General features: G+C 63.0%; 12 protein-coding genes. 10 read left to right on the top strand and 2 right to left on the bottom strand.

What is annotated here, in order from left to right; translation table 11 throughout:
* Positions 1-75 precede the first annotated feature (75 nt).
* The 4 genes from B0G71_RS25180 to B0G71_RS25165 all read left to right on the top strand — a co-directional run bounded on the left by B0G71_RS25180 (position 76) and on the right by B0G71_RS25165 (position 6,992).
* Complete coding sequence (locus B0G71_RS25180) at positions 76-1,326, top strand: efflux RND transporter periplasmic adaptor subunit (RefSeq protein ID WP_116145088.1); 1,251 nt, start codon at positions 76-78, stop codon at positions 1,324-1,326.
* Positions 1,327-1,338: 12 nt separating this feature from the next.
* Positions 1,339-4,569: an efflux RND transporter permease subunit gene (locus B0G71_RS25175; protein ID WP_116145086.1), complete on the top strand. Its 3,231-nt coding sequence runs from the start codon at positions 1,339-1,341 to the stop codon at positions 4,567-4,569.
* Positions 4,570-4,574: 5 nt separating this feature from the next.
* Positions 4,575-6,035 (top strand): efflux transporter outer membrane subunit, encoded by a 1,461-nt coding sequence (locus B0G71_RS25170; RefSeq protein WP_116148865.1) that lies wholly within the window; start codon positions 4,575-4,577, stop codon positions 6,033-6,035.
* A gap of 123 nt (positions 6,036-6,158) precedes the next feature.
* Positions 6,159-6,992: a hypothetical protein gene (locus B0G71_RS25165; protein ID WP_258875660.1), complete on the top strand. Its 834-nt coding sequence runs from the start codon at positions 6,159-6,161 to the stop codon at positions 6,990-6,992.
* Between the two features lie 110 nt (positions 6,993-7,102).
* Here B0G71_RS25165 and B0G71_RS25160 read toward each other — a convergent pair whose 3' ends face one another.
* Together B0G71_RS25160 and B0G71_RS25155 are read right to left on the bottom strand one after the other, a co-directional pair.
* Positions 7,103-9,055: an AI-2E family transporter gene (locus tag B0G71_RS25160; protein ID WP_116145084.1), complete on the bottom strand. Its 1,953-nt coding sequence runs from the start codon at positions 9,053-9,055 to the stop codon at positions 7,103-7,105.
* A 133-nt stretch (positions 9,056-9,188) separates the two neighbouring features.
* On the bottom strand, positions 9,189-10,469 hold the full coding sequence (locus tag B0G71_RS25155; RefSeq protein WP_116145082.1) for a DUF445 domain-containing protein: 1,281 nt from the start codon (positions 10,467-10,469) through the stop codon (positions 9,189-9,191).
* 221 nt (positions 10,470-10,690) lie between these two features.
* Here B0G71_RS25155 and B0G71_RS25150 point away from each other — a divergent pair, with 221 nt between their 5' ends.
* The 6 genes from B0G71_RS25150 to B0G71_RS25125 all read left to right on the top strand — a co-directional run bounded on the left by B0G71_RS25150 (position 10,691) and on the right by B0G71_RS25125 (position 17,009).
* Positions 10,691-11,833 (top strand): DNA repair exonuclease, encoded by a 1,143-nt coding sequence (locus B0G71_RS25150; RefSeq protein WP_116145080.1) that lies wholly within the window; start codon positions 10,691-10,693, stop codon positions 11,831-11,833.
* Positions 11,830-14,454 carry an AAA family ATPase gene (locus tag B0G71_RS25145; RefSeq protein WP_116145078.1) on the top strand — a complete coding sequence of 875 codons (2,625 nt, stop codon included), beginning with the start codon at positions 11,830-11,832 and terminating at the stop codon, positions 14,452-14,454. The genes B0G71_RS25150 and B0G71_RS25145 overlap by 4 nt, the downstream gene beginning before the upstream one ends.
* A gap of 263 nt (positions 14,455-14,717) precedes the next feature.
* On the top strand, positions 14,718-15,194 hold the full coding sequence (locus B0G71_RS25140; protein ID WP_116145076.1) for a type VI secretion system tube protein Hcp: 477 nt from the start codon (positions 14,718-14,720) through the stop codon (positions 15,192-15,194).
* Between the two features lie 19 nt (positions 15,195-15,213).
* Entirely contained in the window at positions 15,214-15,693 is a 480-nt protein-coding gene (locus B0G71_RS25135) for a DUF2778 domain-containing protein (protein ID WP_116145074.1), read from the top strand.
* On the top strand, positions 15,690-16,325 hold the full coding sequence (locus B0G71_RS25130) for a hypothetical protein (protein WP_116145072.1): 636 nt from the start codon (positions 15,690-15,692) through the stop codon (positions 16,323-16,325). Before B0G71_RS25135 ends, B0G71_RS25130 begins: the two co-directional genes overlap by 4 nt.
* Before the next feature lie 72 nt (positions 16,326-16,397).
* Positions 16,398-17,009 (top strand): hypothetical protein, encoded by a 612-nt coding sequence (locus tag B0G71_RS25125; protein WP_116145070.1) that lies wholly within the window; start codon positions 16,398-16,400, stop codon positions 17,007-17,009.
* Positions 17,010-17,013 lie beyond the last annotated feature (4 nt).

Raw genomic sequence — 17,013 nt, 5'->3', positions numbered from 1 at the left:
GCGGCCCTTCTGGCGCAGCCGTCCTCGGTCAATTGCTTTCGCGCCCGGTTTTCGAATCATTTTTACGGAACATTCATGCCAGTTTCGTTGTTGCGGTGCCTGCTACGCTCGTTGAACGCACGCAAGCGTTTGCCTGACGAGGTGCGGAGACGGCCGGCCCTGGGGTTGAGTCTGCTCGCCCTACTGGCCGCCTGTAGCAAAACGGCGACTCCCGAAGCGGTTCAGCCGGTCGAGGTCACCGTCATGACCGTGGCGCCGCATGACACTCCTGTGGACTTCGAGTTCGTCGCGCAGACGCAGAGCTCGCGTGCGGTGGAAATTCGCGCGCGGGTCGACGGCTTTCTGGATAAGCGGGCGTACACGGAGGGGCAGATGGTTCGTGAGGGGCAGACGCTGTTTCTGATGGATCCCAAACCTTTCGAGGCGGCGTTGCAATCGGCGCAGGGTGCGCTTGCGCAGCAGCAGGCGCGGCTCGAGGTCGCGAAGGCCAATCTCGCACGCGTGACGCCTCTCGCCGCACAGAACGCATTGAGCAAAAAGGATCTCGACGACGCGATCGGCGGCGAGCACGAGGCGCAAGCCGCCGTCATCGCCGCAAAGGGGCAGGTCCAGACCGCGCGACTGAATCTCGGCTACACCACGATCAGATCGCCGCTTACCGGCCTGTCGAGTTATGCGCGCCAGCAGGACGGCAGTTATGTCACGCCGGCCCAATCCGGCCTGCTGACGTATGTCTACCAGATGGATCCCATGTGGGTCGAATTCAGCATTTCCGAGAACGAGATGCTGCGCTATCGCGACGAGATCGCGAAAGGCCGGTTGCGCTTTCCCGCCGACAACCAGTTCGACATCTCGTTGCTGCTGGCCGACGGTTCGACGTTTCCCGCGCGCGGGCGCATCGCCTTCGCCAACCCGGTATTCAGCGCGCAGACCGGGACGTTTCTCGTACGAGCCGTATTCGCCAATGAAAAAGGCAGCTTGCGTCCGGGCCAGTTCGTGCGCGCGAAAGTGTCGGGCGCCGTGCGGCCGAATGCCGTTCTGTTGCCCCAGCGTGCCGTGCAGCAGGGCGCGAAAAGCCACTTCGTGTGGACGCTCGACAAGGACGACAAACCGCATCAGCGCTTTGTCGAGATCGGCGAATGGCTAGGCGATGACAGCTTCATCGACGACGGCCTGCATGCCGGCGAAAGAGTCGTGGTGGACGGCGCGATACGGCTGTCGCCCGACGCGCGGATCAGGATAACGGGGGCAGTGCCCGCCGTGGCGCAGCCGGCAATCGCACCGCTTGCTGCGCAACAGGATTCCGAACACCACACTGCGCACTAGGCGGCAAACCGGATGAAGCTCTCTCATTTCTGCATCGACAGGCCGATTTTCGCGTCCGTCATTTCCATTGTCATAGCACTTGGCGGCCTGTTGGCGATGTTCGCGCTGCCGATTGCCCAGTACCCCGAGATCACGCCCCCGCAGATCACGATCACGGCCAGCTATCCGGGCGCCAGCGCCGATGTGGTGGCGAACAACGTGGTCGCGCCCATCGAGCAGCAGGTCAACGGCGCGGACAACATGATCTACATGACGTCGTCGAGTTCGTCGACAGGCAGTCTGACCATCAACGTGTTCTTCCGCAACGGCACCAACCCCGATCTGGCCCAGGTCGACGTGCAGAACCGCGTTAACCTCGCGTTGCCGCAACTGCCGCAGTCCGTGCAATCGCAGGGTGTGCAGGTGCAAAGAAAGTCTTCCGCATTCATGATGGTGGTCGCGGTTTATTCGCCCGGTAGTCGGGTCGATCCGACGTACGTCGCCAACTACGCGAACGTTTACGTGCTCGACGCGCTCAAGCGCATTCCGGGCGCGAATCAGGCCAGCATCTTCGGCACGCCGGACTACGCCATGCGCATCTGGCTGCGCCCGGATCGCATGGCGCAACTCGGCGTGACGGCCTCCGACGTGCAGAACGCCGTGGCGAACCAGAACCAGCAATTCGCGGTCGGGCGGCTCGGCCAGGCGCCGACCGGCTCACCGGTCGAGCAGTCGTTCGCCGTAACCACGGCCGGCCGCCTCTCCAGTCCCGCCGAGTTCGACAACATCATCATTCGCGCGGCGGGCAACGGTGCGGCGATCGTGCGTCTGAAGGACGTGGGGCGCGCCGAACTCGGGCAGAAAGACTATTCGATACGCAGCCGGTTCCAGGGCGAACCCGCCACGGTTATCGCCATCTACCAGCAGCCCGGTGCCAATGCGCTGGATGTGTCGAAGCAGGTGCGCGCCACGCTGGCGAGCATGAAGCAGTCGTTCCCCGAGGGCGTCGACTACCGCATCGCCATGGACACCACCGACTTCACGCGGGCTTCCATTGCGGACGTGGTGAAGACCTTTTTCGAAGCCGTCGTGCTGGTGGTGATCGTCGTCTTCGTGTTTCTGCAAAGTTTTCGCGCAACGCTGATTCCGGTGCTGGCGGTGCCGGTTTCCATTCTCGGCACGTTCATGGGCATGGCCGCGCTCGGTTTCTCGATCAATATGCTGACCATGTTCGGCCTGGTGCTGGCCATCGGCATCGTGGTGGACGATGCGATCGTCGTGATCGAGAACGTCGAGCGCAACATGCGCGAGTTCGACCTCTCGCCGAATGCGGCGGCCAAGCGAGCGATGGACGAAGTGTCCGGCCCGGTCGTCACGATCGTGCTCGTCATGTGCGCCGTCTTCGTGCCGGTTGCCTTTCTGGGCGGCATCACCGGGCAGATGTACAAGCAGTTCGCCATTACCATCGCGATTTCAGTGGTCCTGTCCGGCATCGTGGCGCTGACCTTGTCGCCGGCATTGGCGGCGCTGCTGCTGAAACCGCGAACGCGTGCCAAGCATCGCTTCTTCAAGTGGTTCGACGACGCGTTCGCGCGCCTCACGGCGGGCTACAGCCGCGCCGTCGCGCTGGCGATCAGGCGCTTTGCGATCGCGCTGATGCTGTTCGCCGGCATGGTTCTGCTTGCACTCACCATGCTGCGATCGATTCCGCACGCCTTCCTGCCGCCCGAAGATCAAGGCTACCTGCTCGGCGCGGTCATCATGCCCGACGCGGCGAGCCTCGATCGGACGGGGCGAGTGTCGTCGCGCGTCACCGACTACTTCGCGAAGCAGCCGGGAGTAGGCAGCGTCACGGTGGTCGACGGATACAGCCTGCTCGACAACCAGACCATGAACAACGCTTCAACTTTCTTTGTCGGGCTGAAGGGTTTCGATGAAAGGTATACGTGGGCGAACATTCGCACGCAGAACGCGCACGCGTTGTTGCTCGGCGCTTACCGGGCCTTGTCGCGCATCGAGGAAGGCATTGTCGTGCCGGTCAATCCGCCGTCTATCCCGGGGCTCGGTACGACGGGCGGCACCGAGATGTGGATCCAGAGTCAAGGCGACGCCAGCACCGCGCAACTGGCGCAGGTCGTACAGAACCTGGTCGCCAGAGCAAAGGCGCGCCGCGAACTGGCGGGCGTCACGTCGACCTTCAATGCGTTCTCGCAGCAACTGCGTGTCGATGTGGATCGTGACAAGGCCGCCACGCTCGGTGTGCCGATCGACGAGATCTACAGCACGATGCAGACGATGTTCGGCTCGCTGTACGTTTCGCAATTCAATCAGTCGAGCCGGCTCTGGCAGGTGATCCTTCAGGCGGAGCCGTCATACCGGTTAAAGCCCGCGGATCTCGAACAGGTCTTCGTGCGCAGTGCCAATGGCACCATGGTCCCGCTCAAGTCGGTCGTGACCTATCGCTACGTGACCGGGCCGTCGCTGATGACGCGCTTCAACGATTTTCCCGCCGTCATGATTACTGCCAATGCGGCTCCGGGTTATAGCTCGGGCGAGGTGATCGGCGTGCTGGAAGAATTGGCGCGGAGCCTGCCCGCGGGATACGGCGTGGGATGGAGCGGCGAAGCGTACGAAGCGCGCCAGTCGGGTGGTACGTCCGGCCTGGTGTTCGCGTTCGGTCTGCTGATGGTGTTCCTGATTCTCGCCGCGCAATACGAGCGCTGGAGCCTGCCTGTGGGCGTTCTGATGGCGGTGCCGTTCGCCCTGTCAGGCGCTTTGCTGGCGATTCTGCTGAGAGGCCTGAACAACGACGTCTATTTCCAGATCGGTCTCACCATGCTGGTCGCGCTCGCCGCCAAGAACGCGATCCTCATTTTCGAGTTCGCGGTGCTCAATCGTGCACAAGGCGCCTCGGCGTTCGACGCCGCGGTAACTGCTGCCCGCGATCGTTTGCGGCCGATCGTCATGACGTCGTTCGCTTTCATTTTAGGCTGCGTTCCGCTCGCCATCGCGACCGGCGCATCGCAGAACAGCCGGCATTCCATCGGCACCGGCGTGATCGGCGGCATGCTGGGCGCGACCGGCGTGGCCGTCTTCTTCATTCCGATGTTCTTCTTCCTGCTCGAATCCGCAAGCGAGCGGCGCGAGGTCAAGAAGAAAGGTGTCGAACCGGAACAGCGGGACGAGCGCGAACGGTCCGATTCTCCGTTGGCGACCAAGACTAATAGTTCGACCGGCATGCAACCCGGCACGAAGCGTGGGTGATCAACATGCGTGCAATCGGTTCAGGTTTTTCTCTCATTTCCGCGGCCGCGTTTTGCCTCTGCCTCGGCGGCTGCGTGTTGGGCCCCGACTATGTCAGGCCGTCTATCGATACGCCCGCGGCGTTCCGCTTTGCGGACGGCTCGCAGGTGCAAATCGCCGACACCGCGTGGTGGATGCGATTTGGCGATCCGGTGCTGAACGAACTGATCGCAACGGCGCTCGCGCAAAACCGCGATCTGAAAATCGCCGCGGCCCGGGTCGACGAGTTCCGCGGACAATTCGTCAGCACGCGTTCGCAGTTGTTCCCGCAGGTCGGCGCCGGTCTCGGCGCGAGCCGACAGCGTGTCTCTCCGCTTGCGCAAGCTTCGCTGCCGGCGGGTCTCGGCACGGTCTACAACGCGTTCAATGCCACGTTGCCCATCTCATGGGAGATCGACGTATTCGGCCGCGTGCGGCGCAAGACAGAGGCCGCACGCGCGAATCTGCTCGCCAGCGAGGAGGGCCGGCGGGCCACCATCCTCACGCTTGTCGCGTCGGTGGCCACCGCCTATATCAACTTGCGCGGTCTCGACCAGCAACTCGCGATTGCAAAAACGACCGCGGCGAGCCGTGCCGCGTCGGTGAAAGTATTCGAGCTGCGCTTCAGGGGCGGGCAAATCTCGCAGGTCGAACTGGCGCAAAGTCAGTCGGAATACGAGGCGTCGCTGGCGGACATTCCGGCCGTCGAGGCGCAAATCGGACAGCAGGAAGACGCGCTCTCGGTTCTGCTCGGCAATAACCCGGGCCCCATTCTGCGTGGCCGCGCGCTCGATCAGCTCCAGCCTCCCGGCGTGCCGGCGGGTTTGCCGTCGGCATTGCTCGGGCGTCGTCCGGATGTGCTGCAGGCCGAACAGAACCTGATCTCCGCCAACGCTTCGATCGGCGCCGCGCGTGCGCTTTATTTTCCGCAGGTTTCGCTCACGGGGCTGCTCGGCTCGTCGAGCACGCAATTGACGAGGCTCTTCAGCGGACCGGCGAACACGTGGTCGTTCGCGGGCGCGCTCACGCAGCCGATCTTCTCCGCCGGGAACATCGCGGGACAGGTCGAACAAGCCAAAGCGCGGCAGCAACAGGCGCTGTATGTGTATCAGAAGTCGGTTCAGACCGCATTCCAGGAAGTCAGCGACGCGCTGCTCAACGTCGAAACGTCGCGTGAGCGCTTGCGCGCGCAAGAACGACAGGTCGACGCGCTGAGCGTGTACGCAAGGCTCGCGCGAGAACGCTACGAAGGCGGCTACACCAGCTACATGGAAGTCCTCGACGCCGAACGCAGTCTGTTCAGTGCGCAACTCGCCTACACGCAAACCCGCAGCAGCGAATACATCTCACTCGTCACGCTTTACAAGGCGCTGGGCGGCGGCTGGGGCGCGGACGCGCCAGCCAGCGTGACGCAGGACACGAACATTCCAGAAAACGAAGTGCGATAAGAAGCGCCCCGGGGTTCGCATCCGAAAGCGCAACCACCGCGGCGACGCAAGCGAAGGCAGACCAGAACGTCGAAACCGAATCCGGAGTTCAATCAGATGTCCAGAATAACCAGAAGCCTGACGATGCTTATCGCAACGACCTGCCTCGCGTGGTGGGGCTCGCATACCGAGGCGGCGAACCCTCGCGGCTCGCCCGCACCGTCGATCTGGCCGCGCAACTTCGATGACGACAGCGAGCACGTCGAGCTCTATCAACTGCAGATTGAGACTTGGGAAGGCAACCGCCTGTCGGGCCGCGCCGCGATAGCCGTCGGGCCGAGCGGGGGCGCGCCGACTTACGGCGTCGCGCATTTCTCCGCGATTGCCGAAACCGACAGATTGGCGGGGCTCGCGCAACTTAGCCATGTCGAAATCGTCAGCGTGGAAGTGCCGACCAACCCAGGCATCGCCGATCGGATCAGACAGGTATTGGTGTCGCACTTGCCGGCAGCGGGACTGACTACGTCGCTTGACGAACTGCAGACCAGCTACGCGGCGTCGAAACAACGCGCGGCCGCGCGAGGCATGGCCGTGAAGAACGAGGCTCCGCGCATCGTTTTCGCCACGCGGCCCACTGTGCTGGTTCTCGTGGACGGTCCGCCGGTCTGGCGGCCGGTCAGCGGCACGCCCTATCAGCGGGCGCTCAACAGCCGTGCGCTCTTGCTGCAGGACGCCGGCGGCACGTTATTTCTGCATGCCGCGGGTTACTGGTACGTCGCCGCGTCGCTGACCGGCCAATGGAGCGTGCGCGCGGCGCCGCCGCAAGCGTTGATGGACGCGGCCCGCACTGCCGAGGCGAGTGCCAGGGCCGATCCGTTGTTGCCGGCCGATGGCCCGCGTCCCGCGCGGGCGCCGGTGATACTGGCCGCCACCGAGCCGACGGAAATGATCATGACCGATGGCCAGATGAACCGGTGAAGTTCCCTTCGGCCGACTTCGGCAGTGGGGAAGATCGGATCGAGGGAGATGCCCGAGGCGCATGCCGACGCCGCGCCTCTCATGCCGCCTGGATCACCGCGGAACCGCGCTCAATCCGCGCCGCCCACATGCGAAACGTGGCGCGCGTGCTGCAAGCTCGACGCCGCCAGGCATTCTTCGATCATCACGCGGAAGGTGGGCGCCGAGTGCGAAGCGCCGGTCGCGCCCATCTCCGCGCCGCCCTCCGGCACACCGCCGACGCCGACCACCAGCGTCGCGCGCGGCCGCCATTCGCGCGTGCGCCGCAGCATGTTGCGCAGATACGGCGGCGATTCGGGCGCATCGAGCGAGACGATGCAGATGATCGGCGCGTCCTTGAAGCTCGGTTCGTCGGCGCGTGCGCTGCGATAGCCCGAGTGCGTGGCCATCATCGGCGCGAGGCCCTGGCGGGCGAGCAGTTGCACGGCGATCGCGGTGGTGACTTCGTCGAACGAACCGCGGCCGGGTACGCACAGCACGGACGTTTTTGCCGCTTCGGAGCGCATCCGTGGGTGCGCTGAAACGTGGCTGTCGTGCCGCTCGGACAGATCGGCCGAGGCCGAAGCGAGCAGCGCGCTCGCGGTATCGGCGGGTTCGCTGCGTGCGAGGCGGTCCGGCAAGCCGTCCGCGATCTCGAGGTTTTCGACGATGTCCACCAGCGCGTCGTTGATACGCTGCAACTGGTCCGGCATCAGCACGCCGCGCATTGCGTCGTTGCGGGCGAGCTTGAGACCTTCGAGCGCGACCTTGTCGTAATAGTCGATCAGCGACATCTCGCGCAGCAGGCGCTCCGCCTGCACGATCGCCTCGTGCGGATCGTCCGCGAGCAGCCGCTGATAAAAGTTCTGCGCGGGCGTGAGCGCGGGCTGATCGCCCAGCAGAACGGTGAGAAAGTTCAGCCGGTCAGCGTAGCGGCCCAGCGTGACCACGCACAACGTGAGCGGCGTCGACAGCACGAGACCGATCGGCCCCCACAGCCAGCTCCAGAAAATCGCCGCCACCACGACCGCGAGCGGCGAAAGGCCGGAACGGTGACCGTACAGCAGCGGCTCGGCAATCTGCCCGGCCACCACGTCGACGACGATGAACAGGATCAGCGTATAGACCGCCATGGTCCATTGCGGCTGGATCGCGGCCGCGAGGAACACGGCGAGAATCGCGGCGATCCAGATGCCGATATACGGCACGAAGCGCAGCAATGCGGCGATCACGCCGAACAGCAGCGCCCCCGGCACGCCGATGATCGCGAGCCCGATGGCGATCACACCGCCCGCACTCAGATTCACCCCGAGTTGCGCGACGAAGTAGCGCGACAGCCGCACGGCGGCGTCGTTGATCGCGGTGGTGGTGCGGTGCAGATCGCGCGAGCCGAACAGGCTGATCAAACGGTCGCGCAAATCCTCACGTTGCAGCAGGATGAAGATCGTCACGACCAGCACGATAAAGGTCGTTTCGATCGGCGCAATGGCCGGCGACAACGCGCGTTGCGCGAGCTGCATCGGCGTGGGCGAGGGTTCGTGCACTTCGACCGGCTGCGGCACGGCGGGCGCATTGCGCGCGGCGCGTCCGGTGGGACGCGGTGGGTTCGGCTTGGGCGGGGACACGCGCTGCAGCGCGACGGCGGCGCGGCTCATCAGCGAATCGGCGCGGCCGACAGTTTTTTCCTGCACCGTTTCGATCTTCTGCTCGATCGCCTCCTGATACTGCGGCAGGTCGGCCGCGAGCTGCACCAGTTGCGCGGTGATCAGCGCACCGACGGCGAGCAGGCTGGCCAACGCGAACAATACGGCGATAAAAATCGACGGCAATTGCCCCATATGGAAACGCCGCAGCATCTGTACGAGCGGAGCGAGCAGGAAGCTGAGCAACACCGACAGCGTGATCGGGATCAACACCGCGCGGCCGAAGTACAAGCCGCACACCACCACCACGCCGGTAATCACCGACGCAAGCCCGTGCAGACTCGGCGTGCCCGGCGGGTAAACGCGGTTCGGCCGCTCAGTTGGCGGTAACGAGATTTTCATGAGCACACTTTCCGATTGAGACGTGCTGTCGTTCTTATAAGGGCTGCTCGCGGACCGGGAGAGGGTGTCCGGGCCAAACGCATGAGCAATTCGTATGCCCGGATTGTAGGCGCTTTGACGCAGGGCGGCCTGCTCATCCCATGTGCAGACGCAGCAAGCCCAGCAATTGCGAGCTCGCGTACAGCAGCAGGCCGATAAAGCCGCCCACGATCGTCCCGTTGATGCGGATGTATTGCAGATCCTTACCAATGTTCAGCTCGATCTGCCGCGACATCTCATGCGAGTCCCAGTTCTTGACGGTGTCGCTGATATGGCGCGTCAGGAACCGCGCGAAGTCCGGCGCCATTGTGCGCGCGGCTTCTTCGAGGTGATCGTTGAGCGACTGGCGCAACGCCGGATCGTGCGCGAGTTCGCGGCCGACCCATTGGCCCATTGCCACCACGCGCGCGTGCAAGGCCGAGTCGCTGCTTTGCAGATCGCGCTTGAGCCACGCGCGCAATTCGCCCCACATGTCTTTCACATACGAACTGAGCGCGTCGCCTTCCACCAGATAGCGTTTTAGTTCCTCGCCCTTTTGCAGGAACGCGGGATCGGTTTTGAGCTTGACGATCAGCTTGTGCGCCGCGTCGTCGAACTTCTGACGCAGTTCATGCGTAGGATTCTCGCTGATCTGTTCGAGCATGCGATTCACCGCGTTGGCGATGGCTTCGGCGCCTTTCTCTCCGAGCCATGCCGAAGGCAGCATCTTCTCCATCTTCGGGTACTCGCCTTTCACCCATTCGACGATCCGCTCGGCGATGAACTCGCGCGCGCGCGGTTCGCGCAGCAGCGCCACCACCTGTTCGATGCCGGCGTCGAGCAGTTCCTGATGGCGGCCGTCTTTGGTGAGCGTGTCGAGAATGGAGCCCATCGATTGCGACAGATCCACCTTGGCCAGCACGTCGCGCAGCGCGTCCTTGATGAAAACCTGAATGCGCACGTCGTCGGTCAATTCGAGAATGCCGCTGGTGAGCTTGACGACGTAGTCGCCCAGACGGGCGGTGTTTTCCGGCTGCGTCAGCCACGCGGTGATGGTGCGCGCGGGGTCGTGCTTCTGGATCAGACCGACCAGCGAGGGCACATCCAGGAACTTGTCCTGCACGAACACCGCGAGGTTGTCGGCGATCTTGTGCTTGTTCCGCGGAATGATCGCGGTGTGCGCGGAGACGACCGGGATCGGCACGCGGCGAAACAGGGCGGCGACCGCGAACCAGTCGGCGAGCGCGCCCACCATCGCGGCTTCGGCCACCGCCTTGATGCCGTCCACCCAGATGCCGCGCGGCATGAACGCGGTCACCACGAAAACACAGGCGGCGGCGATCAACAGCAGGAGCGGGGTGCGCTTGGCCTTCTTCAATTCGATTGCTTTGTTCATCGGCGGCGGGCAACGGGTCCAGGTCGATTGAAATCATGCGGCGCGCCCTACGCGCGCGTCCGGAATCGCGAGTGTAGCGCCGCTCGGCGGCGCCGGGCCAGGTGCGATCGTTGTCGAGGGCTAGCTTTGCCGCGCGGGCACGGTAACATCTGCGGTTAGACTGCGCCGTCTCGCCTGGCGAGACAGTTGCAATTGAACGGAATGAAACGGAAGGAGGCACAGTGATCAGGTTTCTGCACACCGCGGACTGGCAGATCGGCACGCAATTCGGCCAGTTCGAGCCGGACGAGGCGGCACATCTTGCCGAGGCACGCTTCGAGACCGTGCGCCGGATCGCGGCAGAAGCCGCCGCGCGCAACGTCGATGCGGTGCTCGTGGCCGGCGACGTCTTCGATCTGCAAACCGTCTCCGACACGGTGATCCGCCGTCTGTTCGGCGCGCTGCAAGCGTTCGCCGGGCCGTGGATCATGTTGCCGGGCAATCACGATGCCGCGCTCGTCGAGAGCGTATGGACGCGCGCGCAGCGCCTGAACTGCATCGCGCCGAATGTGCGCGTGGTGCTCGAACCCGGCGTGGTGCTGCTGGACGAGTGCCGCTGCGCATTACTGTGCGCGCCGCTCACGCAACGCATCACGTATGACGACACCACCGGTTTCTTCGATACCGCGGAGACACCGCCCGGCTATCACCGCGTCGGACTCGCGCACGGCAGCGTGAGCGGGATTCTGCAGGAAGGCATCGACTCGTCGAATCCAATCGCGCCGACGCGTGCCGCGAGCGCGCGTCTGGACTATCTGGCGCTCGGCGACTGGCACGGGCATCTGCGTGTCGATGAGCGCATCTGGTACGCGGGCACGCATGAGCAGGACCGCTTCCGCTCCAACGATCCGGGTTTCATGCTCGATGTCACGCTGAGCGAGCCGGGCGCCTCGCCGGTGGTCGAGCCGGTGCGGGTCGGTCAATATCAGTGGCATCGGTGGGAGGAAACCATCGCCGTGCCGACCGATGTGGATTCGCTCAAGGCGCGCCTCGCCACGCTGGGCAGCCGCGACGTGCTGCGCGTGACGGTCGGTGGCACGGCCGCGCTGGCCGACGCCGAAGCGCTTCACATCGCCGTGGAAGAAGCCCGCGCGCGCGTGCGGGCCTTGCGCGTCGACCTGAGCGGCCTGCAAGTGCTGCCCACCGACGACGATCTCGCCGAACTCGGCGCGCAGAGCGGCTACCTCGCGAAAGTGGTGGCGCGTCTGCGCGGCTTGCAGGAGGACCCGCAGTCCGACCCGCAAGAGATCAAGCGCGCGGCCGAGGCGTTGCTGCTTCTGGCGCGTTTTCAACGTGAACTGCCGCGCGAAGCGAGGTCCGCATGAAGCTGCAAAGTATTGCGATTCAGGAGTTCAAGCAGTTCACCGGGAAGCTCGTCATCGACAATCTGCAGCCCGGTCTGAATCTGTTCGTCGGTCCGAACGAAGCCGGCAAGAGCACCATTGCCGAAGCCGTGCGCGCGGTGTTTCTGGAACGCTACAAGGCCTCGCATCTGAAAGACCTGTTGCCATGGGGCAAGGCGAGCGGGCAGCCGTCGGTCGAAGTGAGCTTCGAACTGGACGGCATGGCGTGCCGCTTGTCGAAGCAGTTCGTCACGCGGCAGCGTTGCGAGCTGAGGATCGGCCAGAGCGCGTTCGGCGAAGATGAAGCCGAAGACAAGCTCGCCGCCTTGCTCGGTTTTTCACGCCCCGCGCGTGGGCCGTTGAAGGCAGAGAACGCAGGGGTTCCTGGCTTGCTGTGGGTGCAGCAAGGCGGCACGCAGGAGATGCGCGATTCCACCGGCCACGCGGCGCAGTATCTGCGCGATGCGCTGTCGCAGTTGTCGGGCGGCCGCGAATCGGCGGGCGAGGACGCGTTGATCGCCGCCGTGCAGCGCGAGCTTCGGCAACTGCTCACCGCGCGCACGCAGAAGTCCACGGGTCCGCTCGCCGAGGCCGAACAGACTCTCACACGCCTGATCGAGGAGCGCGCTGATCTCGAACAGCAGCGTCAACAGTTCGAGGCGAACATTGCCAGTCTCGCCACGCAGCAACAAACTTTCGACGATACGCAGCGCAAACGCCCGTGGGAGGTTCACGAGCAGAAAGCGCTACAGGCGCAATTGCGCGCCGATGCCGTCGTGCAACTCGAAGGCAGCCTCAAAGGACTTGAGCAGTCGCTGAAAGCAAGTGAAGCCGAACTGGCTTTGCCATTGCAGCAGGAGCAGAACGCGCTGGACCTGGAAGCGGCCGTCGCGCGCGAGCGTCAGCAACTCGATGCGCTGCGGGCGAGCGTGGCGGCGGTCCAGGCCGAACACGCGGATGCCGCAGCCAGTGTGACGCAATTCGAGCAGGCCTTCGCCGACGCCAACCGCGCGCTCGAACTGGCTAACGCAGCCGTGACCGCGGCCGATTTGCGCAGCCAGATCGGACTCTTTCGCGCGGAAAGCGAGCGGCTCGAAGCGTCGATCGCCGCCGCCAGCAGGGCTAACGACGCCGTGCTCGAAGCTGCGCGCGAAGCGGCCACGCTCGAAATCGACAAGGCTAAGCTCAAGCGGCTCGCCGCGCTCGGCAGTGAGCTGAGTGTGTTGCGTGCTCGCACTGAAGCAGCGATGACCCGCATCGAATATCGCCTGAATGGCGCGATTACCGTCGACGAAAAACCGGTGAGCGGCGAGGGCGTCCTGCGTGTGGACGAAGAGAAGCGGATCGGCCTTGGCGCGCTCGGTGAATTGCGGGTGATTCCGGGTGTCTCCGATCTGCCGGCGCGTTTGTCCGAACTCGCGTCGCTCGAAGCCCAGCATGCGCAGTTGTTGCAGGCGCTCGGCGTCGCGTCGCTCGGTGAGGGCGAAGCGCGGCACGAGCGCTGGAAGGCGGCGCTCGCGCAGCAGAAAAGCCAGGCAAAGATTCTCGACGTGCACGCGCCGCAGGGCATCGACGCGCTGCGCGCAGCGTCGGCGACGGCTGCGGCGCGCATGCAGGCCGCCAATGAGCGGCTCGCGGGTCTGCCCGACGTTTCCGCTGCGCCGCCGCTCGACGAAGCGCGCCGCAACGCCGAGATCGCGCGCGACGCGTTGGAAGCCGCCAGAAAAGTGCTAACGCAGGCGGCCGACAAAAAATCGACCGGCATGGCGAACGCGGAATCGCTCGCTGATCAATTGCAGCGCAAGCAGGCGCAACTGGACGACGAAGCGTTCCGTCGCAACCGCGCGCAGTGGCAGGCGAAGATCGTCGAACAACGCGTGCAGGTCGAGGCCTTGCGCAAGCAGCGCGAAGGGCGCGAGCGCGAACTGGAAGCGGCACGTCTCGACGACCCGGCGGCTGAGGCGAAGCGCTATCGCGCGTCGGCGGAACTCGCGCGCGGCGAGCAGAACGAGCGGCAGGTGAAGATCGCGGCGTTGCGCGGTCAACTGGAGACGGCCGGCGCGTCCGGTCTCGGCGAGCGTCTGGCGGCGGTGGAAGCCAAGGTCGAGCAGGCGACGCGGCGCAAAGACGAACTGAGCTTGCGCGCGAGCGCGTTGAGCCTGCTCGACGAAGTGCTGGTCGACGAACGCGATGCCGCGGTCGCGCAATTGCGCGCACCGCTGACCGAGCGGCTCGGGCATTATCTGAAACGGATTTTCCCGCAATCCACGATCGCGCTCGGCGACGATCTGAGTCCCGCGACCCTGGACCGCTTTGGCCGCGCGGACACGCTCGAGGCGCTGAGCTTCGGCACGCGCGAACAACTCGGCATTCTGACTCGGCTCGCTTACGCGGATCTGTTGAAGGCATCGGGCCGGCCGACCTTGCTCATGCTCGACGACGCTGCGGTGCATACTGATGCCGCCCGGCGCGACGCAATCAAGCGCGCGTTGATCGACGCGGCCACGCGGCATCAGATTCTGGTGTTCACTTGCCATCCGGAGTTGTGGGATGACCTGGGCGTGAGGCAGCGGGCGATTGAGGATTTGAAGGTGGCGGCCTAAGCAGAGGGCAAGGCAAGCCCGGCGCCAGGGGCGAACGAGTCAGGCCGCATGAATCGCCGCATGCGGCCGCTGAAAGCGCAATTCCTCACGAATTTGCAGAAAGTTCGCAACTCCGCAGGTCGGCATTCCCCCGACACTGCTGATTCGAGTCTTCGCTGCGGTCTGATCCTTTCGCCAACAGTATTTCAATCTGCGTGTGCCGAATGTTTCTGCATGTCCGCGTGACGACCGTCTGAACAGTCGCAATCTCACGGGGACAGTCAATGGCGCAGGATACGTTCATCAAAATCAACGGCATCGACGGCGAATCGCAGGACGCCTCGCATCTGAACGAAATTGATGTAATAGGTTGGCGCTGGAAGGTTTCACAGGACTCGACCATGATGTCGGGCTCCGGCGGCGGCGCGGGCAAGGCTAGCGTTTCCGATCTGGAATTCACGCACAAGCTGGACCGCGCCAGTCCGAACCTGGCCAAATATTGCTTCACCGGCAAGCATGTTGACCAGGTGAAGCTGACTGTGCGAAAGGCCGGGGGCGTGCCGTTCGAATATCTGAAGATCACGATGTACGACGTGATCATTACCCAGGTGGAACCGATCGGCGGCGGCGACGAGTGCCATGAAGATGTTCACCTGTCTTTCTCGACGATGAAGCATGAGTACTTCGTGCAAAACGCGCTGGGAGGGAGTGGCGGTGCGGTGACTGCCACTCTGTATATCAAGAACAACACGACGAATTGACCGGGCGGGGGAGGAGGATATGCCGGTTAAGTGTACTTTTGTTTTGAATGGGCTGACCGTGTCGACCTTTACTTGTGAGGGAACCGTACCGGTCACTGCTTTTTCAGGAAACGGTCGCGGCCGGGATAATCCCAATGAAACGGCCGTGCCGAATGTCGGACCTCTGCCCAAGGGCGTCTACTATCTGGTTGATCGGAAATCAGGCGGTTTTGTCGGGCTGGTTCGCGACTTATTGGGTGAGTACGGCGGTTCCACCGACAGGCGTAGCTGGTTCATGCTATGGAATCCCGTCTCTGGCGACACGACCAACATTAACGGCATCAAACGAGGCAATTTCAGGTTGCACCCAATGGGTGTGCTTCGATTGAGAGAAGGATGCATTACTGTGACTCAGCCGAATGACTTTGAGCGGCTACAGAAGTATATTCGCTCGCGCGGACGCACGCTGCCCGTTCCTGGCACGACAATGAAGGCCTATGGGACGGTCGAAGTGAAATGATAAAAAAATATGGGCTGAAAATACTGCTCATCGTTGCCTGTCTTGTCGGCTCTGTTATCGGCGGGTGGTATCTGATGTGCCTCTTCACACTACTGCCTCTCGAAATGCCGCTTTCTGTCGATGCATTCATTCGGTTCGTACTCTCGGTCAGCGGCAATGATAATCTGGCCAATGCCGACGACATGGAAATGCTTGCGCTGCTTCTCTACTGGACGATCGCCACGTTTTTGACCGCGGTAGTGCTGATCGGATTCGAACGATGGGTGTCTCGCAGCCTTATTGCGCGGAAGAGCGCTAGCGCGATTCCAAAGCTTCCTTTACCCGTAACACTCGCTACGTCGTTGATAGCGTTTCTCGTTATTAGCTATCTTGGATGGAACCTAACGAGCCCACTCACGCGCTACCCGTTCCATATACCGTTGCCTGTCAAAGCGATTATCAGATTCTGTCTGTCAGTCACAGGCCAAAGCGCCAGGTCGGAACAAGATCTCGACATGCTGTTGTACGCGATGGATCTTTACTGGGCGGTAGCTACGGTGGCTATCGGCGTGCCTGTGATTCTTTGCTGCCTTGCGATACGCCGGTTTGTGCGGAAAAAAAATTATGGTCGGCGTGCGCCGGCGGATTCATAGTCACATCGCGCATAGATCCAATCTTGTTGATTATTGATCAGGCATGCGAGCCTACGGAACCGTCGACGTGAAATGAACCAGCGATTCGCAATCAATTTTTCGATTTACATCGCCTTAATATTGATATCGGCGGTGGAAGGGTGGCGATCAACGTATCTTGTTGACTTCGTTCTTACCGAGACGCCGGACAGTGTGGAAGCTTTTATCCTGTTCTGGTTGCGCCACACCGGCGCTGAATATCTCGCAAATCCTGTCGATATGGATGTGCTCGCGTTGCTGCTCTACTGGCTGATCGCTACGTTGCTGTTTGCGTGGGGACTGGCGGGACTTAAAAGGTGGGGGTCCCGCTACTTCACCGCAAAGAAAAATGGCGAAGCGATTCCCAGACTGTCTTTTTTTGTCGTGCTTGTCATGTCTTTACTTGCGTTCGTCGTCAGTTGCGATCTTGGCTGGTATCTTTCGCTCTTGTTCGGCAGGTACACCGTCGACATTCCCCGTCCTGTGAAGGCGCTTATCAAAGCCTATCAATCAGTCACGGGGCAGGGCGGTGGTGCAGATGCCGACGACTATCTGGCGTATTTCGCCGTCAACCTTTATTGGGCGATAGCAACGCTATGCGTCGGTGTGCTTCTTATTTCTTTCTGTCTCGCGATGCGCCGGTTCATCCACAGGAAAACATCGTAACCAC

Origin of the sequence: Paraburkholderia sp. BL27I4N3 (genome assembly GCF_003386115.1) — a bacterium.
Taxonomy (GTDB): Bacteria; Pseudomonadota; Gammaproteobacteria; order Burkholderiales; family Burkholderiaceae; genus Paraburkholderia.
Note: the sequence above shows the minus strand (reverse complement) of the source record. Positions and strands in the feature narration are given on the sequence as shown.